Consider the following 26,222-nt stretch of genomic DNA (forward strand, 5'->3'; position numbering starts at 1 on the left):
TCATCTATAAAGCATCAGTGGCCTTCGGAAGCACTTCGAAGGCCCAGCTGCGATAGACGAACAAAATTGAAGTCACCTGCAAGCGCATCGGCCATAAAACGAACGTGCTCAGGTGTAATCTCGCAACACCCGCCAACAACACAGGCACCATCCGCCAGCCACTGACGCACCTGCGCTGAATAAGCTTCCGGAGAGATATCCGGCCGTGCCTCCAGGGTATCCACCAAACCGCCACTAGCCACAGCCTCTACAGATTTAAAGGCATTGGCGTAGCCTCCGGCAATCGGGTACAGAGTCACCAGCTCTGGCATGGTGTCAGTTACCAGTTCGGGATCACAGCAGTTCAACATCACGGCAGCGGGCGAATAACCTTTGATGGCAGCAACCGCTTCCGCCAGGGTTTCACCCGATTTGAGCCTGCCGTTTGCTTCAAGGCGAAATGCCACTGTGTAAGGTTTACCAAGATCACTGGCGGCCGCACACGCGGCCTTCGCTTCCAGCGTGTTGGTCATGGTTTCGATCAGAAATACGTCGGCGCCCGCCTGCAGCTGAACCAGAGTCGCGTATTCGTCACGCACGTCCTCAAAAGTGCGGGCCGGCTGTCCCTGATAACTTGCAGTCAGGGGTGGAAGGCAAGCGGCAATATCCACTTGCACACCGGTGACGTCGATCGCCCGTTCAAGGGCCTGGAACGCCTGCTGGTGAATGGCAAGTATCTGTTTATGCAGTCCCTGCTTGCGCAAACGGGTTGGTGTCGCTGCATAGGTATTCAGCGTCAGAGTTTTTGCCCCGGCCCGGATAAAATCCGCGTGCACCGCCGTAACTACCTCGGGCTGCTCCAGCATGACGGCTACGGACCACAATGGAGAACTAACACCACGAGCCCTGCGATAGATTTCCTGGCCAAGACCGCCATCAAGAAGTGCAACGGATCGCATAGTGCTCTTAGCTCCTTTATAAAGAGTGTGTGATCATGATATTGCCAGATTGAAGAATATGTTGCGGCATTGAAGTCAGGATTAATCATCAAATATGATCCAATACAGCTCAGTAAAACTACCCTAGCCCATCATTTACCGGATAAATTGAGGCCAGACCATGAAACTCGCTACTCTCTCGCAACCCGGCGGACTGGATAAACTGCAGATCACCAACGGCCCCGAGCCTGGGGAACCAGGCCCTGGTGAAGTTCGGGTGCGGATTCACGCAAGCTCTCTCAACTTCCATGACTACGCCGTAGTCGCTGGCGCCATACCGACCGACGATGGCCGCGTGCCCATGGCCGACGGCGCGGGTGTGGTCGAAGCGGTTGGTGCTGATGTCGCCGAATTCAGGGTCGGAGACCACGTGGTATCTACCTTCTTCCCCCAGTGGGAAAACGGCCCGGCCCCCATCGACAATTTCACCACCACCCCGGGCGATGGCATCGACGGCTATGCTCGCGAATTGGTCACCGGCCCTGCACGGGGATTCACCCTCGCACCGAGAGGCTACAGCCACGCGGAAGCCGCCACTCTGACGACTGCGGGTCTGACCGCCTGGCGGGCGCTGGTCGTAGACGGAAAATTGAAAGCTGGTGATACGATACTTACCCTGGGTACAGGTGGCGTCTCCATTTTTGCCTTACAGTTCGCCAGGATGATGGGCGCCCGGGTGATATCAACGTCGTCCTCCGACGAAAAGCTTGAGCGGCTGAGCGCCCTCGGAGCCGACCACACCATCAACTACAAAACCACGCCTGCCTGGGGCCAGCGAGTGCTTGAGCTGACCGGCGGCAAGGGCGTCGACCATGTGATTGAAGTGGGCGGCCCGGGCACCCTGCCGGAGTCCATCGACGCAGTGCGGATCGGCGGCCACATATCGCTGATCGGCGTGCTCACCGGCCGCTCCGGCGAAGTACCAACTGCAAAACTCATGGCCAAACAGGCCCGTCTGCAGGGCCTGATCGTCGGCAGCCGGGATCACCAACAGGAAATGATTCGTGCCATTGAGGCTAATGACATGCACCCGGTGATCGACCGCTCATTTGCCCTGGATGAAATCGCGGTTGCGTTCCAGTACGAAGAATCCGGCAAGCACTTTGGCAAGATCTGCCTGGAGTTTTAAGCAAACCCGACTGAATGTCATAGCTGCGAAGGTCACAATCAGAATCCGACATTAATCTGTCACCGAATTCTTAAACTTATATAATTAAATAGATAAAATATTATATTTCAATCAGTTAGTGGTAGAAAAGCCAACCTGCAACGGTTTACGTCAAGCCATGTCATTGTCGAAAATCATGTTGTGTGTCAGGTTGAACGTAGCAGTTACGCAATAGCGAAATGGATTGGCGCTGGTGCGGAAGTCAGTTCATTTCAATCTCACGGAAAAGGACTATCGAAATGAATAAAGACATTATGGAAGGCAACTGGAAGCAGCTAAAAGGCAAAGTGAGAGAAAACTGGGGCAAGCTGACCGATGACGAAGTCGATGAAATCGGGGGCCGGAAGGACAACTTTGTCGGCAAGATTCAGGAAAAATACGGCATGAAGAGAGATGAGGCCGAAAAAGAGTGGGATAAGCTCACCAAGTAATCCTTATCGACATCTCCTGGCCTGGGGAATACAGAGCCCCTCCTATGTTCTTCAGGCCAAGGATTCAGTTTCTGCAGAAGATAATTTCGGCTGGCCTGTCGCCTCAGCCACTGTTCTGGCGGTTCGCTCCATTGTCAGCGCCAGCCGCTCAAACATACCTTCGACGACAACCGTTTTCTGATCCGGATCCCCTTGGGCGTGAATGGCCTCAAGCAGCCTGGCATTCACCTTCCGGAACCCTGGATTCATAACACCCCGGGCGCTCAACAGATAGGTTTCGGCCAGGGTCTGCTGCCACTCCTTCAGAAGCCTATCAACTGTGGGACTGCGATGGTCCTGAATCAGCTTGCGCAGACGAATGGACACATGCCCGAGATTAAGCCCGGTGAACCCCAGGTCTGTCATATAGCGTTCGCTGCTTTCAGAACTCTGATCATAATTGGCCAGCCGCAGCAGACGCTCCCCCATGCGACCGTTAAACCAGTTTTCCGGATTTTCGTGATCGTCAATTACGGTCAGATCACGGGCTGTCGATCTCAGCAGGCGGCGCTGCATAAAACGGCTGTCCGGCGGAGTAATAACTTTGAATACCCAATAGAGAATGCTGATTCCCACAAAAAGGCCCAACGCAATATTCAACGCGCTTTCGGCATTGAATGTCATGCTGTTGCTGGGCTGCGTGATGATGGTGAACGGAATACAGAAGCCCAGCCCGTAAGGCAGCGTGGCACGATCGGCAAGAGCCAGCAGGCCGAAAAAATAAGGGCCGGCGAGGACCAGCATCAGGAGTTCGACATTGCCACTTGCCCAGGATAACAGACCCAGCCCGAAGAACAGGGCAACGGGAATAGCCACCGTTGCACCCATCAGCACCCGGCGCAGAATAGGCGTCAGCTCCGCCAGCGAAAAACGGGCGAACATCACGGAGAATACCACCGGCATGATCATGATCATCAAGGCGGCAGAGCTCGCCGTCTGGATCCAGATTATCGCCCCGATTCCAAATATCACGGCCGTGCGAAACCCGTTGATCAGTCCGACCAGCGGATCCCGGTGGGTTTCCAGCATGGGCGCCTTCAGCAACGTCCGGTCACGGCTTTCCAGCGCGTTATAGGCCCGCAATACAACCACCAGATCACTCACCAGTTCCAGTGCCGTCCTGGTCAGACGTGTCACGATGGCGGACTCGTTCCTGAACCCGGTTCGCTGCTCCAACAAGGACCGCCGCAGCTCATGGGCAAGCCGGTAACCTTCCTGGTAGCTGTCTGCTTCGGCGATTTCCCCGAAATACCGACGCAGTTGGCTGAGCACCTCACTGAACGCAGGTGACACCAGGTCACCATGGTTTCGGTGGAAGCGCCCCATAATCTGAGTAACCGCCAGCAGGGACATCACCTTGTTGCACAACAGATTGGCTGCCCTGCCCCGGCCAGAGCCTTCCGGGCCTTCGTAGGTAACAGCGCTGGAATCGTCATTAACCGCTACCAGGGTTTCGAGAATCTCGTCCGCATGCTGGTGACGCTGCTTGTGGGAGCTTCCCGGCTCCAGCTCCAGTTTGAGATAGGCCAGCGTGCTGTTGATCACCTTGCGGGCATTCACACGCAGGCCATCTTTTACGGTCACCGGCCATAACAGCTGGCTGACCAGCATGGCACACACGGCGCCGGTCGCAATCTCGCTGATCCGCGCCTGGGCGATGGTAAAAACCGCCTGGCTGTTTGTTGTGCCGGCGTCCGCCATTACAAGGATAACCACCAGTCCGGCGGTCATCCCTGCCATCGCGAAGGCATAGATATAATTGAGGTTGTGCACCATGGAGGAAGCAGCTGAATTAAGGCCAATCCACAGCGTTAACAGGCCCAGCGCCAGAAGTGGATACGGTGTCAGCAACGCAAGCACGAGAATGCCAAAGCCACCGCCAGCCGCCGAACCCACGATCAGGCAGAGCGCTTTCTCGATGACCAGCCCACTTTCCGGGCGGATCTGCAGGAAAATCGCGGAAACCATCGCCCAGTAGGGACGGTCCAGTTGCAGGGCCATCGACACAAACAACGCCAACGCCATGGCGACCACACCCTTGATGGCGAAGATCACCGCGTATCGGTTCGGCGTCAGGAGTTGCGTCAATAGCGGATGGGGTGACATCTGTGCCGGCCCGCTATTCGGAGTCAAGATAGATTGAAACCGTCATCCCGGCACTCAGGTGTATATCCTCCGGCACCGGATCCAGCGAAATATCGACCGGAATCCGTTGGGCCAACCGTACCCAGTTGAATGCCTGCTGAACCTGGGGAAGCATCTGGTCGTTGCTGCTGGTATTGATATCGGCAATCCCCGGGGCAATGCTGACGACGGTGCCAGTCAACTTCCGGTCGCCACCCATCAAGGTAATCCGGGCGGACTGCCCCACCTGCACCTTATGCAGTTTGGTTTCTTCAAAGTACCCGGTGACGTAAAACGAATCGGTCTTCACCTCAGACAACACCGCCTTTCCTTTATTGACGTAGTTGCCCTGGCGCAGATGGAGGTTGCTGATGGTGCCGTCTGCCGGTGCCACCACTTGCGTGCGCTCAAGATCAATGCGCGCCATCTCCAGTTCCGCCCTGGCAAGTTCAAGACCGGCCTCCGCGGACGCCCGTTCAATACGGTAGGTTTCCAGGTCTTCCTCAGTGAGGGCCTGTTCGTCGGACAGTCCCTGTCGGCTCTGGTACCTGTGCCTGGCCAGCTCGAGAGAACTGTACTTCTCTGCGACCTTCGCCCTGGCTTCCGCAAGCGCTGCCTGATAACGCGTATCGTCAATGGTAAAGAGCGGATCGCCCTGTTTTACTATCTGGTTGTTGGCCACGCTCAGTTGCGTGACCCAGCCTGAAACATCTGGCGCAATCGTGATGACATCAGCACGAATCCTTCCGTCGCGGGTCCATGGCGAATACAGATAATGGTTCCAGACCCAGCTACCGGCAACAACCGCTATCGCGACCACCAACAACGTAATACCAACACGCAGTAGCTTTCCCATGAGTCTTCCCTAGTTCCCGAACAGATAAACAATGATTGCCAGATAGCAGATGAACGCGGCAACATCGAACCAGGCTTCCTTCCAGATATAGCGGCGCAGGTCCAGGCGATATAACGCCAGCCGGGTGACAGCACTCAACGCAAACGCCATCGGCACCAGCACCAATAATGGACTGAACAGCATTCCGCCAAAACTCAGTTCGTGTAGCATGCTCTCTTATCATCGTGTAGTGACTAGACGGAGTTCAAATGCCCTACCAGTTTAAAGACCTCAAAAACAAATGCCAGACAGAGTGGCGCGCCTACACCGAGCACAGCTTTGTGCGACAACTGGGCGACGCAACACTTTCCGGGGAGGCGTTCGCGCACTATCTCAAGCAGGATTACCTCTTCCTGATCCAGTTCGCCCGTGCTTTTGCCCTTGCCGCCTACAAAAGTCCGACCCTGTCCGACCTGAGGCAGGCAAAGGAAGGATTACAGGCAATTGTAGACGTAGAGCTGGATCTGCACATCGGCTACTGCAAGGAATGGGGCATTTCGGAACAAGAACTTGCCGAACTGCCTGAAGCCCGAGCCACCATCGCCTACACACGGTATGTGCTCGATACCGGCAACAGGGGCGATCTGCTGGACCTGCACGTCGCACTCTCACCCTGCATGGTCGGTTACGGCGAAATCGCCAACTGGCTGAACCGCCGGGCGGAAACAATCCGGGGCGACAGCAACCCCTACGATGCCTGGATCGCCATGTACGAAAGCGACGAATTCCAGCAAGCCATGCAAGCCGAAATCCGCTGGCTGGACGAGCGGTTGGCCGATGTTTCCCCGGCCAGGTTCGAGCAGCTCACGCGGATATTCAGCGATGCAACCCGGCTGGAAATTGATTTTTGGGAGATGGGGCTGAAGCAAAGCGATTGATTATTGCGAAGGCGCCATCCGGGCTATCCAGCCCTTTCAGTCATCGTCACTGAACGCGGAACGATGAAACTCCACGGCCTCGTTCGCTTCCTTAATGCCCGCTTCCAGCAATTCCGGTATATCTCCGCCAGCAAGCACTTCCAGTACCGCGTGAACACCCTGGGAGAGCGAGCTCAGGCTGTAGCCGCCTTCTAACACCAGCGCGAGTCTGCCTTCGCAATGCTGGTCAGCGATGTCCTGGATGATACGGGTGATAACCTTGAACCCATCGTAAGTCAGGTTCAGAGCCATATCATTGCGGTGGGGGTCGAACCCCGCTGAGACCAGAATCAGATCCGGTTTGAAGTGCTCGGCCGCCGGCACCAGTATTTCGCGATACACTTTTTCAAAGGCGACGTCTCCGGCTGACTCCGGAAGCGGGACATTGATGGTATAGCCCTCGCCGAATCCGGCACCGACTTCTTCAAGGTCACCGGAACCCGGGTAAAAGGGTGCGGCACAATGGGTATCGAAGAAGAGGACATCCGGGTCCGCCCAGAAAATATCCTGGGTTCCATTACCGTGGTGCGCATCCCAATCGATGATCAGCACCCGTTCACAGCCCAGTTTTGCCTGGGCATGGGCAGCCGCCACCGCGACGTTATTCAACAGGCAAAAGCCCCTTGCCCTCACCGGTTCTGCGTGATGCCCCGGCGGACGCACCAGCGCGAACGCACTCTGGCAATCGCCATTAACCACGCTCTCCACGGCCGCAATGGCGTTTCCGGCTGCCGCCAGGGCGGCGGTGACACTGTTGGGCGAGACTGCGGTAGTGTCCGAATCCACCCAGGCGGCCTTCCCGAACAGCGAGAGGAAGTGATCCAGATAAGAGGTGGTGTGCACCCGGGCGAGCTGGTTATAGGTCGCGGCACTCCCCACCTTGAATTGGACACCGGGTACAGGGTGTTGCTCCAGGTACTCCATGACTGCACTCAGCCGCCCAGGGTGCTCCGGATAACTCCACTTGAAGTCCAGGCCCTGCAGGATATGCCGGACACGCTTTTCTACCCGGCTGGGAACGAAAGGCAGATCCACCTGTGGGTCGTGGCCCAACATGACATCATCATAAAAAACATTCACTGTTCGGTCGCCTAGCACGCATGTCTCCTTCTCGCCTTGGATATCTTATACTGTAACGGTTTCTAGGATCGATTGTTCAGGGCTTCCTGCACAGCAGTGGTGAATGCCGCGGCACGCACCCCTATGGTTTTAAAGCCCAGCCTGGTCCACGCCGCCTTGGCCTCTTTGTTCGATGCAGAATACTCCAGAACCAACTCATAGGCACCGCGGCTCTCAGCGAATGCCACCAGGCTACGCAGCAGGTCGGGAAAAATCCCCAGCTTGCGAAACTCGGGCTCCACCCAGACATCATCAATGAATGCCGACCGGTACTCCACGTGACTGGTCTGCTCCCAGATGCCCTGATTGCGCAAAATATAAATATAGCCCATACCAACAAGCCCTGTCCCCGGCACCTCCGCCACCATAATGTGCTTATTGGCATCGGTCAGCGACGACAGCAGTACCCCGTGAAGACGATCCCATTCACGCTCCTGCAGGCTCTGGGGTGGCGCACCCGAAACGTGGAGAGCCAGCTTGGCGAGGAATTCCACCAGCACGGGGATATCATCCTCTACGGCTTCCCGTATCAGAAACTTTTTGCCAGCCTCTTTCTTGTTAACCATTCTGCGACTCCTGTAGAACCATTGGGTGTGATCGCAAAGCGGGAATCTGATCCGGAGGCAGCGGGCGGGAAAAAAGATAACCTTGGCCGTAAGTGCAATGATGTCCGTGCAGGAAGGTCAATTGCTCTTTCTTCTCAATACCTTCAGCCACCTGCTCCATCCCCAGGGCCTTGGCCATCTCGATAATGGTGCGGGTAATCGTAGCTCCGTCCTCGCTCGTCGGCAGGCCATCAATGAACGAGCGGTCAATCTTGAGACTACTCACCGGCACGCGGCGCAGGTAAGACAAAGAAGAGTAACCGGTACCAAAATCGTCGATGTTGATGTCTATGCTTCGCGCCTTCAGCCGCACCAGATTTTGCTCCACGGCCTCATTGTCCCGCACCAGGGAATGCTCGGTGATTTCAATGCGCAGCAGCTTTTCGGGAACTTGCGCCAATGCCAGTCGGTTGAGCAGTTCCTCCGAGAACGTCGGCTGCACCAATTCAGCCGGCGATACATTCACTGCAACGGGAATATCCCACTCCGGCTGCTCCGAGCACCATGCCTGCAACTGCCGGCAGACCTCCTCTCGAACCCATCGGCCGATAGGAAGAATCAGGCCACTTTGTTCTGCCAGTGGAATAAACCGATCCGGAGAGACCTGGCCAAGCTCAGAACACCGCCAACGCAGCAGTGCTTCGACCCCCGTCATCTGGCCGGTGGTCAAGGATAAAATCGGCTGGTACAGCAAATAGAACTCATCCCGTGCCAGTGCCCTTTTCAGGCAGGACTCGATTTTCAGGATCTCGGAGAATGCGTCCGAATGGGCAGCATCGAAGTAATGCACTGGCTCGGCCAGGCTCTCAGGGCTGACCCGAATCGCCGCCGATGCCTGTTCGATCAAGGCCTCCGGGCTGTCACCCTGATCGGGAAACAGGCTTCCCCCGATACGGACTCTCAGATAATGCTCCTGGCCCAGGCAGCGATAGGGGTGCTCGAGCGCCACATGGATCTGGTGAGTGACGTCTTTACGCTGGCTGTCATTGTGTACCGGAAACACCAGCACCAGCTCATCGGCTTGCAGGTGGGCCACTGAACCACCCTCGGGGCAATTATCTCGCAGCCGTTGGGCCAGTTGCTGCAACAGTTCATCGCCCCCCTGGGTGCCCAGGCTCTGATTAATCAGACGCAGCCCCGTTACGTTGAACAGCAGCACCGCTACCTGCAGGGATTCCATCGTGGCCAGCTTGAGCAGCTGGCTCAAGCGGTCCATCAGCAACTGGCGATTGGGCAGCTGGGTCAGGGGGTCGTAATAGGCCGAGCGCTCAATTGAGCTTTTCAGTGCCAGCAAGTCCGCATCGTGGGAAATTTCATTTTCGATCAGATCAGCAAACTGGCGCAGGCGGGTACGATGCTCCTCGTCGAAATACCTGGGTTGGTGATCCAGCACGCAGAGCGTGCCCAGAGCCCGCCCCGCAGGGCCGCGCACTACAGCGCCCGCATAGAAGCGAATGTAGGGCTCACCGGTGACCAGCGGATTACCCGCAAAGCGCGGGTCATCCAGCGCATCGGGTACAACCAGCAATGAATCCTGGTTTATGGCGTGGCCACAGAAGGAAATATCGCGGGGACACTGGGTTTTATTCCAGCCCAGCCGGGATTTGAACCACTGCCGATCACGGTCCAGCAAGGTGATCAATACGATAGGAAGTCCGAATATACTCGCCACCAGGCTGGTATACCGGTCAAAACGTAGCTCCGACGCCGTGTCCAGCAGTCGAAGGCCATACAGCTCCTCCAGGCGCTCCTCTTCACCTTCAGTAATCTCTGGGGGTATATAGGCGTTCTGATTCATGGCTATCCAAAGCATCCGGAAGAAACCTGTATCCCAGTGTAGAATATAAGACAGCCTATACCAGACTGGATACACAATGGACTTCACCTTCCTGGGCACCTCCGCCGGAACACCGACACGGTCACGCAACGTGAGTGGCCTGGCCCTGTGCCACTCCGGCCCCAAACCCTGGTACCTGGTGGACTGCGGTGAAGGCACCCAGCATCAGTTACTGCGCACTCGCTATTCGGTCATGCAGTTGCGGGCGATATTTATCACCCATATCCACGGCGACCATACCTTCGGCTTACCCGGGCTGCTCACCAGCGCCTCCATGCTTGGCCGCTCGGAACCGCTGGATATCATCGCCCCCGTCCAGGTTCAGCGTTTCATCGAAGCGGCGATTGACAACAGCGACTCCAGTCTCAGCTACCCCCTGAACTTCATCGATTCCGAGACCCCGGGCTTTTGCTGGCAGGATGATCACTTCCAGGTCTCCAGCGTAGCACTGTCCCATCGCGTGGACTGCCACGCCTACGTGTTCACTGAGCGCAATCTGGAGCTGCAACTGCTGCGGGACAAACTCAGGCAGAATGGCATAGAACCCGGCCCCGGCTGGGGCGAGTTGCAGAAAGGAAATGACGTAACGCTTGAGGACGGCCGGCTGCTCAGGAGCGAAGACTACACACGGATTCAACGTGTGCCCCGCCGCGTGATCGTTGCCGGCGACAACGACAATCCGGAGCTGCTAACGGATTCCAGCGACGGCACCCATGTGCTGATCCACGAAGCCACCTACACCCGGGACGTGGCCGACCGGGTCGGCCCCTGGCCACAACACAGCTCAGCGGAACAGGTGGCCCGCTTTGCCCAGCAGGTCCGCCTGCCCTACCTGGTGATGACCCACTTCAGCTCCCGCTACCAGTCCGGGCCGGGCGGCGCGCCCCATATCAACCAGTTGGCAGCCGAAGCCATGCAACACTATCGTGGCCAGCTGTTTCTGGCACGGGATTTCGATACCTACCGGCTGGAAAAGGACCTGTCACTGAGCTGTCTGACCTCCAGTACCCCGACCTGATAATCGGTTGGTCCCTCATTGATCAGAAGTGCATGAGGTCGTTGGAAAAAATGGCGACTTTCATCAGTTTGGTCCAGACTGTGGTCAGAAAATGACTATCTATTTCGACAGGGCGTCGGGGGCCAGCGATGATAAGGATGCATGGAGAGTATCGCCGGCATTTGCGATCCGGGATCAGACTCCCGGTGGTTCTGAAGTATGCCAATCACACCATTAAAACCAATACACTGGACGTATCGGCAAGCGGATTACGGCTGAAAAGGCCAGAGGGAGTGTATATCCGCCCCGGCGAGGTCACGGACGTCGATTTTCCCGACAAAGCCACTATGAACGTAGCGGCGACCGTGGCTTACATCGGTAAGTCCCACATTGGTATGCAATTCTGCCACAGGCGCTTTTCCGAATACGAGCTGAGGGAACTCTACGACGTTGCCCCGTCCTGGCAACGCCTGACGGCCAGAAGCAAGCGTGCATTATGGAGGAGTAGCCGCCGTTTTGCGGTTTTGTTGACCAATACCCTTTTGCGCTCCCCCATTCATGCCATGGCAAGACCGCATTTTCTGTTTGCGGTTTACGGTAACCAGCAACAGGCCGGGTCCTATTTCACGCCCGGTATGGCTCGGCGTATGCCACCCAACCTGGTGCTTGGTTTCATTCGCAATCAGGACAAGCGCGGCCTGCTGGTGGCGTCGCAATTTATGGAGCATGAGTTAGAGGAAGATTCCGAAAAGGTTCGCTTTTACCTGGACCAATTACAGCGGGACTACCCCGATGTACAGCGGATCGCCCTCGTTGGGCGGCTCCCCAACTTCGTCATGAAAGCAGGTATCGAGATTACCGAACCGCTGGTGGAAGGGAGCCTGGGAACGCGCTATATGATCTGGGACGTAGCACGAAAAATGCGTGAGCGCCCCCAATACAGCCAGCAGACCAGCATTGTCGTACTGGGAGGTGCCGGTCGCATCGGCAATGCGGTGTGCCAGGATCTCACCAGCTTGTATGACAAGGTGATCGGGTTTGATCCGCGCTATGAGGAGGACAGGGAGATAGTCACGGATCAGGGCACGATATTGCAGACGTCCTCCCCGGCCCATCTGAAGGACGAAAAGCTGTACATCGGTTTAACCCATCATGGCGATGCCGTACTGGAGCTCCAGCAGCATATATCCCCAGGCTCCCTTATCGCAGATGATACCCACCCCTGCATCAGCCTGACTGCCCGCGAACGTCTGCAGCAAAGGCAAATCGCGGTGGAAAAGGTGGTGCTTTCGCACGAGGAATTCCTGATGTGGCCACGCATGCCGGACTGGAGCAACCGGGACATTCCAGGGTGTCTGGTTGAAGCCCTGGTTTTGCTTCGCCAACCGGGCGCAGGGGAAGGCGAATTTTCCGCATTTTGCCAAGAAGCCGAGTTTCTCGGCTTTACCGGCCGGATGATCAGCCCGCTGGACGAATAGGGTGAACAGGAATGCACCATGATGAAACACGACAAATGGCCGGCGGGGTTGATGGCGATATTCCTTTTATTCGCCGTTACCGCCAACGCCAAGGAACTGACGATTCAGGGTGACGCTGGCCAATACAGTCTGAACAATCACATCGAGTACTTTCTGGGTGATGAACAAACCCTTGATCAGGCATTGCAACACGAACAATGGCAGGAAAAGTACGATGACAGCGTACTGAACCTGGGGTTCACCGACCAGGCAGTATGGCTCAGGACGACCCTGACACTTCCGGAACCGTTGACCCGTCAATGGTACCTAGTGATTCCTTACCCACTGCTGGAGGAAGTGGACCTCTATCTGGTGCGTGATCAGCAACTCCCAGCGATCTACCGCACCAGTCGCCAGGAAACTGAAAGCCGGCGAGAGCATGCCCGCAGCTACCAGGTGGCCCTGCCGTTACCGCGCGACCTGAACGGTCAGGTGGAATTGTTCCTGCGGGCACGGTCAGCGACGTCAATGCAATTGCCTGTCGAACTCTGGCGCGAGGACCGCCTGCTGCTTCGATTTTCACACCTGAGCCTCTATTGGGGCGCCTATTTCGGTGTTCTGGGTGCACTGGTGATCTACAACCTGTTCCTGTTCCTTTCCCTCAAGGATTTGGCCTACGGCTATTACGTGCTCTACATCGTCTCGATCAGCCTGCTGATGCTCTGCATTTCCGGGGCCGGGAGCGCCTGGTTCTGGGGCGGGCACCCGATACTGCCCCGTTATGCCCTGCCCATCAGCACCGCACTTGCGTCCCTGTTTGCCTTGATGTTCGCGCGCAGCTTTCTGAAATGGCAGGACATTTCTTCACGCTGGGATCGCAGCATGAAGATCGCCGCCGGACTGGCCGGGGTGCTGATTGTCTACACCTGGGCCGATCCTATAAACGGTGCGCTGTTCGCCGGCCTGCTGGGCACCCTGGTGATTGCATTGCTCATCACCGTGGGGCTGGCAGGCCTGAGGGCCGGCGTCGCCATTGCCCGTTACTTTGTGTTGGCCTGGACTTCCTTTGCCTTGGGGTCCGCCCTGTATTTGCTGAGCGTCTTCGATCTTCTGCCGGTAAACCTCGTCACCAACCACGCCATGCAGGTCGGCTCGGTCGCGGAGGTGCTGCTACTTTCCTTTGCCCTGGCCCATCGCATCAAGGACGAACGGGCTCGCAAGCTGGCAGCGCTGCGGAAACAGCAAATGGCCGAGCGACAGGTCCGGGCTCTTGAAATGCAATCCATTGAACAGGCCATGCACGATTCGACGACCAGGATGCCCAATGCCTCCCTGCTCAATCAGCAGTTACAGGCAATGATGGCTCAGAAAAAACGGATCGCACTCACGCTGGTCCACTATCCACAGGTGAAGGACATTGCGTCCAGCATGGGCCACAGGCTGGCAGAAGAAGTGTTTTGTCAGTTGATTGGCAAGCTCAACCATAAACTGGCAGGGCTGGGTGTTGTGGTCTGCCTGGAAAGCCGGCAGCACGCCTACATTGCGATTCCCGGATTCGGCTCAGCGGCATTCCTGATTGACCTCGATGAGTTCGAAGGCCCATTGGAGCCTTTCATCGAACAGGTGGTGGGTAATCATGAAATCTCTGTCCATGCCGTCCGGCTACCTGTGCTCATGAATCTGCACTGCGGCGTGGCTGTTGCCCCGGAGCATGGTGACAGCACGGAAATCCTGTACCAACACGCCTCGGCAGCACGGGACCGCAGCGAATCACGCAAGGTTCCGGTGCAGGTCTATAACAATGAAATCTCCGATTTCGCGCGGCGCCGCCTGGATCTGTTGACCGCCTTGCCGCCGGCCATCCTGGCCGGGGAGCTGGAGCTTTACCTGCAACCGCAAATGAACAACACTGGCCAGGAACTGGTGGGCGCAGAAATACTGTTGCGCTGGCAGAGTCCGCGATTCGGGGCAGTGCCCGCCGGGGAAGTGATCGAAATCGCAGAAAATGCCGGCTTGATGGATGTGCTATCGCGTTACATCGTATCCCAAGCCTGGAAAACCATGCAGACGCTGCAGCGCCGACAACTCAACATTACCTGCAGCATCAACCTGTCGGTTCAGAATCTCACTAACAGCCACTTTGTGACCTTTGCACTGGCGGGGATCACGGAACATGCCATTCCCACGAATCGCGTGATCTTCGAAGTGACGGAGACCTCCATGATGCACAACATGGAGGCTGTGATCGGATCCCTGCTTCAGATTGCCGACAGCGGCTGCAAGATTGCCCTGGATGATTTTGGCACGGGCTACTCCTCCCTGGCCTATCTGAGCCGCCTGCCCATCCACGAGCTGAAGATTGATCAGTGCTTCATAAGCCAGATGTGTTCCAACCAGAATGACCTGGGAATTGTCCAGAACACCCTGAAACTGGCACGCGCCCTCAGGCTGGAAGCCGTAGCCGAAGGCGTGGAGGACAATAACACCCGGGAGCTTCTCAGCTACCTGGGCTGTCACCGGCTGCAGGGCTACCTGTTTGCCAGGCCGATGCCATTGGACAAATTCTGCGACTGGGCCATGGCGCAACACCACTGAGTCCGCCCATACTGGTGTTGAAGATGATCAGCGGGTCCGTTCTGTGCCCACGCGCTACTTCGCCATGTGCCCCACATACGCTGCGGTAAAGGCGGTTTCCTGAAAGACTTTCAATCCGGTCTCGGCAAACGGAATCGGCAAAGGGTTGGCGGCCAGCGTGGACTTGATCAGCGCTGGCGAAAGCAACCTTACCTCGAGACCGGCACCGTCAATCAGCTGAATGGCTGCCTCCAGCTTGAAACTGATGGCGCCACCGGCAAATTTGCCTTTCGGCATCCGCTCCTTGATCGCGACGCTGGTGACCCCGTGCTCCGCCATAAGCTCAGCAAAAGCCACCTGGAACTGTTTCAGATCGTCCCGAGTGTGGTTCCTGTTCAGGGACAGCTTGCGCACCCTGCACTCCGGCAGACTGAACTGCCCCCGATCCAGTTTCAGCAGACACACCACCGCGTCGCTGCCGGTCAGTTCCACTCCGCAAACAATCATGGCATTGCTCCCCTTGCTCTCAATAGCCTGAACGGCCTCAGCCACAGCACTTCTTGAATTTAAGGCCACTGCCGCAGGTGCAAGGGTCGTTGCGGGAAGGTGCTTTCGCCGCGGTGACGGTCGCCCCTTTGTTCTGAAGTGCAGTCAGTTCGGTGATGGATTCAACCGCACCCTCACTGGTATCAACCGCAATGTTGGCATGCAGCCTGGCCTCCGCCACCTGGGCTTCGATCTCCTGCTTGCGCGCCTCACTGGTTACCACCAGCGTTAACGGGAACTTCTTGCTGCCACTTTTTTGACTGGCATTGGTCTGGAAGCCGCCGTAAGCAGTGTGGTGTTGGCGCGCGTCCTGCCGGCCTTTGAAGAAAAATTTGTCTGACATGCTGTGATCCTGATAAATAAAAGAGTTCCCGGGCGCTTCAAGAAACACTCGCTACGGCTGGGCGAAGACGTTGTAGCACGCTTCCGGGATCGGTTATATAGGCACAAGTGGAAATTCAATGAGGAGGCTTGTGTATACTGGCCATACGATTGAAGACGAAGCGTAAAGTCCGATGAGAAAATCAATTCGATACACCCTGGCGAGTGTCTTGACCCTCTTTATTCTGGGGGTTGGCTACCTTTGGCTGACTTTTGCCAGCCCCTACGGCTATAACCCGACCGGAGAGTTGCCCACCATAGACGACGATGCCACCTATTCGGTATTCGTATACGGCACTCTCACGAAGCCATGGGTGCGCTGGTTGGTGACAGGCCGCGCCGGGGATAGTGAACCCGCAAAGCTACCCGGCTTCCGTAAGCAAGAGCTGGACATCAAACCCGTTGCGGGCGCGGTCACCGAAGGCGAAGTTGTCACAGTGAATGCCGATGAACTCAGAGCTCTGGATCGCTACGAACGGTTGGGTGTGCGCTATGAGCGGGTGGAAATGACGCTGAAGGATGGTGAATCAGCCTGGGTGTACCGGCTGATGGATCCCCTCGTGCTGGAGCTTACAGACGAGATTTCCGATTAACCCAGAACACCGCTGGCCATACGCTGCCAGTCACTCCTCAGGAGGACCTTGATGACATTACCCACCCCCCTGACCCCGGAACAGGTCTATCACCGCTGCCCACTCGACCAACTGGATTTCGATACCACCGAGTCATTGGAAGACCTGGAGCTGCCTTATGGCCAGGAGCGGGTGCTGCGTGCCCTTGAGTTCGGGGCCAGCATGAAAGCCGACGGATTCAACCTGTTTGTCCTGGGGCCCTCCGGTGCTGGCAAGCACGAGTTGGTCGAGCGCTTCCTTGGCAAACATGCCGAGCGCCAACCTGTGCCTGCGGATTGGTGCCACGTTCACAACTTCGAATTCCCGGACCGGCCCAGGGCCATACGTCTGGCAGCCGGCGAAGGGCGGCAATTCAAGAAGGATATGAATGACCTTTCCGGGGAACTGCGCACAGCAATTCCGGCGGCCTTCGAAAGCGAGGAGTACCAGGCGCGTCTGCAGGAGCTGCAGGAGGAAATGACAAAGCGCCAGCACCAGGGTTTGTTTGAAATCCAGGAAGAGGCCAACGCCAATAACATTGCCATGATAACCACGCCTGCGGGCTTCACCTTTGCACCGATGCGCAATGGCGAGGTGATTGATCCAGAGGACTATAAAAAGTTCTCTGATGAAGAAAAAGAGCTCATTGAGTCCAAAGTAGAAGAACTCCAGAAAAAACTGCAGCAGAACATTCAACAGGTCCCCCGTCTGCGGAAGGAGGTCCGGGAGCGGGTTCATGCGCTGAATGAAGAGATGGTTCAGCTCACGCTCGGTGGCCCGATTGGAGAGCTTCGCGAAAAATGGCGGCATCTTCCCGCCGTTGTCGATTACCTGGATGCCATACGCGAGGACGTGGTGGAGCATGCAGAAGCGTTCCAGGACACCGAAAACGGTCCACCCACTGGTCTTCTGGGGCGGTACAAAGTCAATTTGCTGGTGGATAATGCGCAAACAACAGGGGCGCCCGTCATTTATGAGGACCTGCCGAATCATCAGCATCTGGCGGGCCAGATTGAGCACCGGGCCCGTCAGGGCACCCTGTACACCGATTTCACCCTGATAAAGGGCGGTGCGGTTCACAGGGCCAACGGCGGCTACCTGATCATTGATGCCCGTCGCATACTGAGCCAGCCAATGGCATGGGAGAGCCTGAAGCGCATTCTGTTCTCCAGCGAGATTCGGATCGAATCCCTGGAGCGCCTGTATGGATTGGCGAGCACCATAAGCCTGCAGCCAGAGCCCATTCCGGTATCGGTCAAAGTCGTGTTGCTCGGCGACCGCCTGCTCTACTACCTGCTGTCCCACTACGACCCCGATTTCCTGGACCTGTTTAAAGTAGAGGCCGACTTTGAGGACGACCTCAAACGGGACGATGACAGCTATGGGCTCTATGCCCGCATGATTGCCACCATGGCGCGGAAGCTGAAATGCCGGCCGCTCGGCAGGGACGCGGTGGCAAGACTGATCGAACAGGCAAGCCGGCTGGCGTCGGATCAGCGCAAGCTAACGGCGCACGACCGGGTGCTGCAGGATCTCGTCAGCGAGGCTGACCATTGGGCCGATCAGGCAGGCACGGCCATTATTGAGGCGAATCATATCCAACAGGCGATCGATGAGCGGGAATTCCGCGCCAGCCGGATTCGCGATCGGAGCCGTGAGCAGATTGCCCGCGGTATCGTAATGATTGCGACTGAGGGTGAGACCGTGGGCCAGGTGAACGGGCTGTCGGTACTCAAACTCGGAGCTTCCATGTTTGGTCAGCCAAGCCGGATCACCGCCACCGCCCGACCGGGACGGGCACAGGTCGTGGATATTGAACGGGAAGCCAAACTGGGCGGCCCGATTCACAGCAAGGCCGTGATGATTCTCTCCCGCTTTCTGGCCAGCCGGTATGCGGGTGATGGCGAGCTGTCCCTGTCGGCAAGTCTGGCTTTCGAGCAGTCTTATGGAGGCGTGGAAGGCGATTCTGCTTCCGTCGCAGAAACCTGTGTTCTGCTGTCGGCCATCAGCCGCCTACCGTTACGCCAGAGCTTTGCCGTCACCGGTTCGATGAACCAGCATGGCGAGGTTCAGGCGGTGGGCGGTGTTAATGAAAAAATTGAGGGCTTCTTTGATGTCTGTCGTGAGTCCGGGAAGGTTCACGGACAGGGTGTCATTTTACCGGCCAGCAATGTCGAACACCTGATGCTCAACTCAGACGTTCGCAAGGCCATTGCCGATGGTGATTTCAGTATCTACCCGGTAACGCATATCAATCAGGCGATTGAACTGTTAACCGGCATGGAAGCCGGCGAACCAGACGGGAACGGTGAGTTCCCCGAGGCGTCCTTCAATCAGGCAGTCGCCAATCGCCTGTTCCGGTTTGCCGAAATCAGCAAGAAGCAGGATAACGGCGAAGAACGCGGTGACAGCAATGGAGGCGCCAGTCGTGATTAATACTTTACAGCTCAACGAGCAGGCGCCTGCGCGCGGGCGTGTTCTGGTGCTTATCGACGGGTCACGGATGAGTTATGCGGCTCTCGAGGCCGCGGCTGACATTGCCGGCAAACGGGGTGCCGACATCCTGGGTGTGTTTGTTGAGGAGTTAAACCTGGTACGCAGCGCCGGATACGGTTTTTCCCGGGAGGTTGGCTCGGTTTCAGGGATCAGCCGGCCATTCGACCCCGGCATTCTGGAACAGCGCATGCGACGGCTGGCGGATCATGCCCGTGCCGCACTTGCCGGCGCAGTAAAGCAACGCGGGGGCAAAGCGGCGCTCAGTATTGCTCGCGGCCGTGTGATTGATGAGGTACTGGCAATCGCCGGCCCGGATGATCTCCTTGTGCTCGGCCGTACCGGTTGGTCTTCCCCGGCTGGTGCCAGGCTGGGCTCCACCGCACGGGGGCTGATTCGGCAGTCACCGGGGCAAGTGTTGCTGTGGTGCGAACAGAAACTTCCCTACCAGAACCGGGTAGTTGTTTTCCTGAATGATCATGATGAGGCAAATCATCGGGCCACATTGGCGGCAGCCGAAATCTCCCGGAATTCCCACCTGCCGGTGACGATCATTCTGGGCGCTGACCACGAGCCTTCCGCCGACCGGCTCGACGCTATCCGGCATGATCTTGATGTGCTCGGGGCCGGCACCCGATTGCGGGTTATATCTGATACCAATCCGCTAACCGTAGCCCGGGTGCTTCGGGAGGAGCGCGCCTCGCAACTGGTCGTCAGCCGGGGATGTGCGCTCTTCAACGAACCCGGCGCAGAACAGCTGCTGGCAGCGTCGAGCCTCCCGGTTACCGTAACACCCTGACAGGTAAGGGCTGTATATGATGTTTGGAATCGCCTGGTTCGCAATGATGTGGTTTGGGCTGATCATGGTGGCGCTGATTGCTGCCGTAGTGATCGTACGGCGCCGACATCACGATGCCGGAGACGCCACCGAAGCACCCACCCGAGAGCAACAGAGTGAGGCTCGCCAACAGGTGCTTGAAAGCGTCAAGGGTATGCATGCCGCCGCAGAAGGTCTCCGTGGCCGCGCCCGAGTGAAGGCGTTGCGAGATTATATGGACAGCATGAGCTATGGTCTGCAACTGGTCTCTGAAATTCGCTCCCCTGCCAGCGGCTCCCCCAGGGGAGAATGGGTAATTGCGCCGGGGGCAAGACCCGAGCGTCGTATTCTCTACATTCACGGCGGCTCCTGGATCGCCGGCAGCCCCAAAAGCCATCGCGCCATCACTGACCGGCTGTCGCGGCTGGCCCACGCCTGTGTTTTTGCTGTCGACTACCGGTTAATGCCTGAAAACCGCTATCTGGACGGCATCATCGACTGTCGGCAGGCTTATCGCTGGATACTGGACAACGGCCCGGACGGAAAGGCTCCGGCGGATTTCGTGGTGGTTTCGGGAGACTCCGCTGGTGGCAGCAACACGTTGGGGCTTATCGCCTGGATACGGGATCAGGGCCTGCAACCACCGAACGCGGCGATTGCATTGTCACCCTCCACCGAACTTATGCTGACCTCTCTGGGCAGCCGTGCCAACCTGAAAACCGATGTCATGCTGGGGCCAACCGTTAAAAAATTGTCCCGGGTACCGCTGCCGCTGTTGTGGTGGGGAACCGTTCTGGGCATGCGGGTATTGCCCACCAGCCCGATAGCATCGCCCCTGCGCGGGAAGCTACACGGTCTGCCACCAACGCTGATTCACGTCAGCGAATCGGAAATGCTGCTGGAAAACGCCCAGCGGTACGTCGAAAAAGCGCGGGCCGCCGGTTCACCGGTGGAAGTGAAAACCTGGCCTGACATGGTTCATGTGTGGCATCTGTTTACGCCGCTGTTACCCGAGGCCGAAGAGGCTTTCGAGCATATCGGGGAGTTTCTGTCACGGGTTGAAGCGGGTTCACCGTAAAGGCAAAAGCGGAGCCTCAAAGCCATTACAGCCCTGCCAATGCCTCAGGCACCGGCGTGTCACCGGACACCACATCAAAAACGCGGTTTGTCGTATTTTCCGAATCCAGCACCGCCAGCAGCACGCGGGCAACATCCTGCCGTGGAATCTTACCGAAATCCTCCAGCCGCGCACTCACCGCAACCTTACCTGTACCGTCATCGTTAGTCAGCTGGCCGGGACGAACAATGGTGTAATTCAGGCCGCTGTTCTTCAGGTGCTCATCGGCGTTGTGTTTGGCCCAAAGGTAATGCCGGAGTTTTTCCGGCCCCTTTTCCGGCTCTTCAGCACGCATACTGCTCACCATGATAAAACGCTTGATACCCATGGCCCTGGCGGTATCCACCAGCCGGATAGCACCGTCCTGATCCACATCGATGGTTTTATCGGGCCCGGTATGAGGGCCAGAGCCCGCGGTAAAAATGACCGCATCGCAGCCTTTCATGGCTTCGCTACAGTCGTGTTCCAGATCGCCCATTACGGTTTCCGTAGCGCCCAGTTGCTGCAATTCCGGGCCCTGATCCTGGTGCCGGATCAGGGCCCTCGCCTCGTGATCGCTGTCTGCCATTTCCCGCAATAGGTGTTGCCCGATTTGCCCGTTGGCGCCTGCTATGAACACATGCATGGCGGATCTCCTGGTTAGCTGTTTGGCGTGAATATCTTCTATAGCTGAGTGCACTGCACGCACAATTCAAGGCACCGGACACACTTGGCGGGCATCAGATGGGCCGTTGCGGATCTGTCCAGGTTTGTCACGTCATTTGGCTGCCAGCTTCGGGTAAAGGGGCTCGACGATCGACTTCAGCCCTTTGGCATCGTCAATAAACAGCTGCAGATGGGGGAACGGAATCTCAATGCCTGCAGCGTCCAGGGCCTCTTTCATCTGCTCCAGAATGTCCGCCATTATTCGGGGCTGCACATCCAGGTTGTCCGGGGTAATCCAGACTTTCACTTCCAGATTCATCGAGGAGTCGCCCAGGCTCTTAAGCAACACCCGGGGCTCCATACCGGCTGCCTGCAATACCTCCGGATGCCCAAGCAAAACCGGCATAAGCACTTCTCTGGCCGCCTTCGCAGATTCTTTGTAGGCAATGCCCACTGGAATATTGAGCCGGGTTGCGCCCTCGGCACTGTAATTAATGATATCCGACGACGCCACGCTGTCATTTGGAATCATTGCGAAAATATTATCTCGGGTGCGCAGCCAGGTGGTGCGCAGGGCGATCTTGACCACCTTGCCATCCTGGCCGTTAATGGTCACCCAGTCACCGATACGGAAGGGGCGTTCAATCAGCAGGGTAATACCGGCAATGAAGTTGGACAGGGTAGATTGCGCCGCAAAGCCAACCGCAATACCGACGATGCCCAGGCCTGCAATTATCGAAAGCACATCAAATCCGAACTGGGCCAGTACCGTCACCAGAGCCAATGTTCCGGCCAATACTGAAAACAGGTTTTCGACCAGCTGCCGGATAGACGGATCCAGCCGGTAGCGAGTCACTCCCTCCTTCATCAGCCGCCCGACAATCATCCAGGCTACAAAAAATCCCAGGACCATCAAACCCGCCCGGGCCATGGCCTTGAGGAACTCAGGCGAAGCCCCAAACTGAGCCAGGATCACCAGCAATGCACCCAGCCCGGCAAGATAACGGGCACCGCTCCGCACCTGTGAGAAAAACGGTTGTTGGGCCCGCTGCTTACCAATCACCAGCCGGATGGTGCCTGTCAGTAACAGATAAGCCCCGATAAATAGTGCAAGGTAGAGAATGGAAATCACCAGCTGGCTTAACAACTGAGCCGCAAACTCTCCCCATTCCGCATCCTCGCCGGTCACGGCCAGAAGAGCTTCACCAAGGTTTTGCCTCAGCTGTTCAGCCACAGCCGCAGCGAATGATTCAGCCATAGGCTCATTACTCGGTTTGAATGTCACTCAAATCATGAATCGGGTAAAGATTCACAATCTCCCGGTTCTCGGCTCAATCATCCGCTGTCTTGAACCAACTATAAACCCTCATCGGGGGAATATTCCGTAGTTCCAGCCGGCAGCTGGCAGGCGCCCCCATAATCGGGTCAGTTATCCAGGCTACATCCCGGCAGAACTGGTAAGCAATGAAACGTCCGCCTTCGGCCAGGTTGTCCTTCACTGCCTGCGCCACCCTGGTAGCAACGCCTTCCGGCATTTTCGAGAAGGGAATACCGGAGATGACCACATCCGGTTGCCCCATATCATGCAACGCCAGAATATCTGCAATATCTTCGGCGCTACCCAGGTGGTTGGTGAAACGCGGGTCTGTGATCTCGCCAAGCAGTTCATGGAAGTACGGGCTTAACTCAATGGAAAGCAGCTTCGCATCCTGACCAAGGTGCCGCAGAAACGTTCGTGTGGTGCCACCAGTACCGGGCCCCAGCTCTATTACCCGCCTGGCGGCAGACAGATTCGACGCCTCGACGATGCGTTGCTCCAGGAATCGTGAACTGGGAATAACAGAGCCCACCTGACGCGGCTCCCGCAAGAACCCAAGCAGGAAAGCCGCTGGGCTTGTTCTTCGGTTTGAGTGGTACTTCGGGCTGCCACTTTCCTCACTCTCTGCCATAGCATTCTTTCAACCTGGCCACATGGATTGTTCATCGATTATAGCAGTGAGATCTGGAAACAGCGGTCAAACTGCCCGGGCTGATAACCATTACATCACCAACGGTATGTACGGCATGATCCTGGTGAATGAGAGTTCAGGGCACTAACCACCGATACTCAGGGGAATTGAGCCCCGATAATTGAAACAGTAAAAACAGACACCCCGGTTCAAGTCGGGGTGTCTTGCATTTGCGGGCCTATTTGGTAAACAAGCCTGAATACCTCTGATGATTGAGGGACCGTATTGTGTTCAAGAAACAATATTTTCACATCATAGGTCGCACGACGTTGCACCATTTCCTTGTGGTAGTTCTTCTGATAGCCGCCCTGGCCCTACCTCACAGCGTTCAGGCCGCAAGCGACGTTTACCTGCAGTACCGCCAGTGGCAGCCCTACGACTGGCCGGAAGAGATGGCGTCGGCCAAGGAGGTGACCCGATCTCAGCGTGGGCTGGGGTGGCATCACCAGAGCGCTGCCGGCGAGTTCGGCATTGATTACGACTATCAGCCCCTGCGTATACGCACCGGCGCCCCGGCGCACAACGGCCATCTGCACCGGTTGACCTTCGGTGGCCAATGGCAACACCACCTTTACCTTGTGGAAGCGCGGGCTGGCTTCGCCGGTACCTCCAATATGTTCAAACACCAGGCATTCCATGGTGACGTGGTGAATGGCCGTGTGGCGATGTTCCGGGCAGTGAGTGAGGGCTCGCCCCTGAGCCTGGGTATCGGCGGCGACCATCGCTTCGGTTCTTTCCGCTGGCTTCCCCGGGTGCGGTGGGAGTACGCCAGTGATAGCGGCCACTGGCTGATGGATCTGCCCGTTATGCTGCGATGGCAAAGCCCCGGTAGTCTCTGGGAGCTTCGGCTGGAACGTAAAGGAGATCGCTGGGCCACGCTTGATGAGGCCCGGGAGGTCGAAGGCGCGCTTTATCTGCGCGAGTGGAGAGCGGAGCTGACATACCGGGTCCGCCCGGCTGAAGGATTGTGGCCTTCTGTGGTTCTGGGAGTTGGCGCCAGCGTGGATACCCGTGTCCGGTATCGGGACCTGGCGACGGGGACACGGGATCAACGCTTGGGCGATGCACTGCTGGGGAGCTTAAGGCTCGGCTGGTAGATCACTTTTCTATTCTTTCGTATCGTAAGTGAACGGCTCGCCCTCCTCGTTCTGGAGCTGATAATCGTAGGCCGCCTGAAGGCCAGTGTCCTCCCCGGCCTCTTCATCGGACCCTTGCTCAATATTGCGTGGATACAGTGGCGACAGCAGTGCCACCAAAATGCCGATCACGGAGAAAATGGCAAAGGCGTCGCTATAGCCAAGGTTGTTCACCAACATGCCGACAATGGGCGAGCCAGCCGCCTGGCCGAGCGAGATCGCCATGAACGGCAGTACCGGACCCATCGACAGACGGCCCGGCAACAGCCGGACGCCAGTCATCAGATACAGCCCCGTCAGACTCATATAGGCCAGACCAAAGACCAGCCCGGAAAACGCCGCAAGCACCACCTGATCGGGGCTGGCAGCCAACAATGCCAGGCTCGCAGCCAGCATCATCAGCATCAGGGCCTGAGTGATAGGCGGGTTGTTTCGATCAGCCAGATCAGCCACCACAGCGCCGCCAAGCCCGGCGAGACCAACCGCCAGCCAAAGCCACCCGGTTGCTGCGGACGGCAGCTCGCCAAGGGTAACCACGAGATCGGGCGCAAAGATCCAGTAAGCAGCGGAGACAAACCCCATCACGAAGGCAAACAGCGAGAGCCTGAACAGACGCCACCACTGCAGGGCGCTGATGGGAGGCGGCGGCGCAGCATTCGATGGAGCAACCCGAGACACCGAGGGAATATAAAACCAGGTGGCAAGCACGCCGATAACCGCCAGCAAGGCAAAGAACAAGTAGGCGTAGCGCCAGAGGCCGGCCATAAACAGAACGGCAGGAACGGCAACCATTATACCGACACTCGTACCCGCGTTCATCACAGAGCTGACGCGCCCGTGCACGGAACGATCCACCAGCACCTGCATGGCAGCCGTAAGTGCGGGCATCATCAGGCCCGTGCAAATGCCGCACGCAAACACTCCAACGCCGAGCGACAGGGCGCCAGAGGACTGGCTGATCAGCGCCAGGCCGACAGCGCCGAACCCACCAGACAGAATCGCCGTATTGCGGGCACCGAGACGATCCGCTGCAAACGGTGCAACCAACATGGCCAGCAGGAAACTGATCAGCGGCACCGCACCGATGATACCGATCACCTCGGGCGTGAGGTCCAGCTCGGCGCGGATGGGCGGCACGAACAGGCCGAAGGCAAAACGCGCGAGACCGTAACTGATCGCAATCAGCGATGCGCCGAAAAGAGCAAATCCTGTACTCGATACGGTCTTCACGATACCTTCTCCCTCAGTAGCGCACCTGGAACCAGCCTTTACAGAGTAGAAGTTGTGCTTACTGGTATCAAACCATCTTGATTGCCTTTAGAAGTAA

Annotated in this window: 24 protein-coding genes; 11 read left to right on the forward strand and 13 right to left on the reverse strand. The window is 57.3% G+C overall.

Annotated elements, in window-relative coordinates; all coding sequences use genetic code 11:
- Positions 1–14 precede the first annotated feature (14 nt).
- Positions 15–938, reverse strand: a complete 924-nt coding sequence (locus FDP08_RS07385) for a homocysteine S-methyltransferase family protein (protein ID WP_137435344.1) — start codon at positions 936–938, stop codon at positions 15–17.
- A gap of 160 nt (positions 939–1,098) precedes the next feature.
- Between FDP08_RS07385 and FDP08_RS07390 the strand changes: the two genes are divergently transcribed.
- Together FDP08_RS07390 and FDP08_RS07395 are read left to right on the forward strand one after the other, a co-directional pair.
- A complete protein-coding gene (locus FDP08_RS07390) occupies positions 1,099–2,106 on the forward strand; it encodes a zinc-dependent alcohol dehydrogenase family protein (RefSeq protein WP_137435345.1) in 1,008 nt (335 codons plus the stop codon).
- A 278-nt stretch (positions 2,107–2,384) separates the two neighbouring features.
- On the forward strand, positions 2,385–2,576 hold the full coding sequence (locus tag FDP08_RS07395; protein ID WP_137435346.1) for a CsbD family protein: 192 nt from the start codon (positions 2,385–2,387) through the stop codon (positions 2,574–2,576).
- A 51-nt stretch (positions 2,577–2,627) separates the two neighbouring features.
- Here the strand turns inward: FDP08_RS07395 and FDP08_RS07400 are convergent, their stop codons facing one another.
- Genes FDP08_RS07400 through FDP08_RS07410 form a run of 3 tightly spaced genes read right to left on the reverse strand, consistent with a single transcriptional unit; the run spans position 2,628 to position 5,805 of the window.
- Complete coding sequence (locus FDP08_RS07400; protein ID WP_137435347.1) at positions 2,628–4,721, reverse strand: FUSC family protein; 2,094 nt, start codon at positions 4,719–4,721, stop codon at positions 2,628–2,630.
- Positions 4,722–4,734: 13 nt separating this feature from the next.
- Complete coding sequence (locus tag FDP08_RS07405) at positions 4,735–5,595, reverse strand: efflux RND transporter periplasmic adaptor subunit (RefSeq protein WP_137435348.1); 861 nt, start codon at positions 5,593–5,595, stop codon at positions 4,735–4,737.
- A 9-nt stretch (positions 5,596–5,604) separates the two neighbouring features.
- Positions 5,605–5,805 carry a DUF1656 domain-containing protein gene (locus tag FDP08_RS07410; protein WP_137435349.1) on the reverse strand — a complete coding sequence of 67 codons (201 nt, stop codon included), beginning with the start codon at positions 5,803–5,805 and terminating at the stop codon, positions 5,605–5,607.
- A 38-nt stretch (positions 5,806–5,843) separates the two neighbouring features.
- Between FDP08_RS07410 and tenA the strand changes: the two genes are divergently transcribed.
- Positions 5,844–6,512 (forward strand): thiaminase II, encoded by a 669-nt coding sequence (gene tenA / locus FDP08_RS07415; protein ID WP_137435350.1) that lies wholly within the window; start codon positions 5,844–5,846, stop codon positions 6,510–6,512.
- A gap of 36 nt (positions 6,513–6,548) precedes the next feature.
- On the opposite strand, the gene FDP08_RS07420 is transcribed toward tenA, so the two are convergent.
- From FDP08_RS07420 to FDP08_RS07430, 3 genes are read right to left on the reverse strand one after another with little or no spacing between them, the layout of a single operon-like run.
- Entirely contained in the window at positions 6,549–7,649 is a 1,101-nt protein-coding gene (locus FDP08_RS07420; RefSeq protein WP_170978984.1) for a histone deacetylase family protein, read from the reverse strand.
- A 44-nt stretch (positions 7,650–7,693) separates the two neighbouring features.
- Positions 7,694–8,236, reverse strand: a complete 543-nt coding sequence (locus tag FDP08_RS07425; protein WP_137435351.1) for a GNAT family N-acetyltransferase — start codon at positions 8,234–8,236, stop codon at positions 7,694–7,696.
- Positions 8,229–10,073, reverse strand: coding sequence for a putative bifunctional diguanylate cyclase/phosphodiesterase (locus FDP08_RS07430; RefSeq protein ID WP_170978985.1), 1,845 nt, complete (start codon positions 10,071–10,073; stop codon positions 8,229–8,231). The genes FDP08_RS07425 and FDP08_RS07430 overlap by 8 nt, the downstream gene beginning before the upstream one ends.
- Positions 10,074–10,149: 76 nt before the next feature.
- Between FDP08_RS07430 and FDP08_RS07435 the strand changes: the two genes are divergently transcribed.
- The 3 genes from FDP08_RS07435 (at position 10,150) to FDP08_RS07445 (ending at position 15,161) form a co-directional block, all read left to right on the forward strand.
- Positions 10,150–11,130 (forward strand): ribonuclease Z, encoded by a 981-nt coding sequence (locus FDP08_RS07435; protein WP_137435353.1) that lies wholly within the window; start codon positions 10,150–10,152, stop codon positions 11,128–11,130.
- Between the two features lie 128 nt (positions 11,131–11,258).
- Positions 11,259–12,587 carry a PilZ domain-containing protein gene (locus tag FDP08_RS07440; RefSeq protein WP_137435354.1) on the forward strand — a complete coding sequence of 443 codons (1,329 nt, stop codon included), beginning with the start codon at positions 11,259–11,261 and terminating at the stop codon, positions 12,585–12,587.
- Between the two features lie 18 nt (positions 12,588–12,605).
- Positions 12,606–15,161 carry an EAL domain-containing protein gene (locus tag FDP08_RS07445; protein WP_137435355.1) on the forward strand — a complete coding sequence of 852 codons (2,556 nt, stop codon included), beginning with the start codon at positions 12,606–12,608 and terminating at the stop codon, positions 15,159–15,161.
- A 54-nt stretch (positions 15,162–15,215) separates the two neighbouring features.
- On the opposite strand, the gene FDP08_RS07450 is transcribed toward FDP08_RS07445, so the two are convergent.
- Both FDP08_RS07450 and FDP08_RS07455 read right to left on the reverse strand, forming a co-directional pair.
- Positions 15,216–15,647 (reverse strand): DUF3010 family protein, encoded by a 432-nt coding sequence (locus FDP08_RS07450; RefSeq protein WP_137437253.1) that lies wholly within the window; start codon positions 15,645–15,647, stop codon positions 15,216–15,218.
- A 37-nt stretch (positions 15,648–15,684) separates the two neighbouring features.
- Positions 15,685–16,029, reverse strand: coding sequence for a PBPRA1643 family SWIM/SEC-C metal-binding motif protein (locus FDP08_RS07455; protein ID WP_137435356.1), 345 nt, complete (start codon positions 16,027–16,029; stop codon positions 15,685–15,687).
- Between the two features lie 172 nt (positions 16,030–16,201).
- Here FDP08_RS07455 and FDP08_RS07460 point away from each other — a divergent pair, with 172 nt between their 5' ends.
- Genes FDP08_RS07460 through FDP08_RS07475 form a run of 4 tightly spaced genes read left to right on the forward strand, consistent with a single transcriptional unit; the run spans position 16,202 to position 21,066 of the window.
- Positions 16,202–16,660: a gamma-glutamylcyclotransferase family protein gene (locus FDP08_RS07460; protein WP_137435357.1), complete on the forward strand. Its 459-nt coding sequence runs from the start codon at positions 16,202–16,204 to the stop codon at positions 16,658–16,660.
- Between the two features lie 51 nt (positions 16,661–16,711).
- Complete coding sequence (locus FDP08_RS07465; protein ID WP_137435358.1) at positions 16,712–19,114, forward strand: Lon protease family protein; 2,403 nt, start codon at positions 16,712–16,714, stop codon at positions 19,112–19,114.
- Positions 19,107–19,970, forward strand: coding sequence for a universal stress protein (locus FDP08_RS07470; RefSeq protein ID WP_228263254.1), 864 nt, complete (start codon positions 19,107–19,109; stop codon positions 19,968–19,970). The genes FDP08_RS07465 and FDP08_RS07470 overlap by 8 nt, the downstream gene beginning before the upstream one ends.
- A gap of 16 nt (positions 19,971–19,986) precedes the next feature.
- The gene (locus tag FDP08_RS07475; RefSeq protein ID WP_137435360.1) at positions 19,987–21,066 is read left to right on the forward strand and encodes an alpha/beta hydrolase; all 1,080 of its coding nucleotides are present in this window, start codon (positions 19,987–19,989) and stop codon (positions 21,064–21,066) included.
- Between the two features lie 25 nt (positions 21,067–21,091).
- Here the strand turns inward: FDP08_RS07475 and FDP08_RS07480 are convergent, their stop codons facing one another.
- The 3 genes from FDP08_RS07480 to FDP08_RS07490 form a co-directional block, all read right to left on the reverse strand.
- Positions 21,092–21,730 carry an SDR family oxidoreductase gene (locus FDP08_RS07480; RefSeq protein WP_137435361.1) on the reverse strand — a complete coding sequence of 213 codons (639 nt, stop codon included), beginning with the start codon at positions 21,728–21,730 and terminating at the stop codon, positions 21,092–21,094.
- 132 nt (positions 21,731–21,862) lie between these two features.
- Positions 21,863–23,008: a mechanosensitive ion channel family protein gene (locus tag FDP08_RS07485; protein ID WP_137435362.1), complete on the reverse strand. Its 1,146-nt coding sequence runs from the start codon at positions 23,006–23,008 to the stop codon at positions 21,863–21,865.
- 73 nt (positions 23,009–23,081) lie between these two features.
- Positions 23,082–23,600, reverse strand: coding sequence for a class I SAM-dependent methyltransferase (locus tag FDP08_RS07490; protein ID WP_206077272.1), 519 nt, complete (start codon positions 23,598–23,600; stop codon positions 23,082–23,084).
- A 386-nt stretch (positions 23,601–23,986) separates the two neighbouring features.
- On the opposite strand from FDP08_RS07490, the gene FDP08_RS07495 reads away from it, so the two are divergent.
- Positions 23,987–24,856, forward strand: coding sequence for a hypothetical protein (locus FDP08_RS07495; protein ID WP_137435364.1), 870 nt, complete (start codon positions 23,987–23,989; stop codon positions 24,854–24,856).
- Positions 24,857–24,865: 9 nt separating this feature from the next.
- On the opposite strand, the gene FDP08_RS07500 is transcribed toward FDP08_RS07495, so the two are convergent.
- The gene (locus tag FDP08_RS07500) at positions 24,866–26,125 is read right to left on the reverse strand and encodes an MFS transporter (RefSeq protein ID WP_137435365.1); all 1,260 of its coding nucleotides are present in this window, start codon (positions 26,123–26,125) and stop codon (positions 24,866–24,868) included.
- Positions 26,126–26,222 lie beyond the last annotated feature (97 nt).

This window comes from Marinobacter panjinensis (genome assembly GCF_005298175.1).
GTDB lineage: Bacteria > Pseudomonadota > Gammaproteobacteria > Pseudomonadales > Oleiphilaceae > Marinobacter > Marinobacter panjinensis.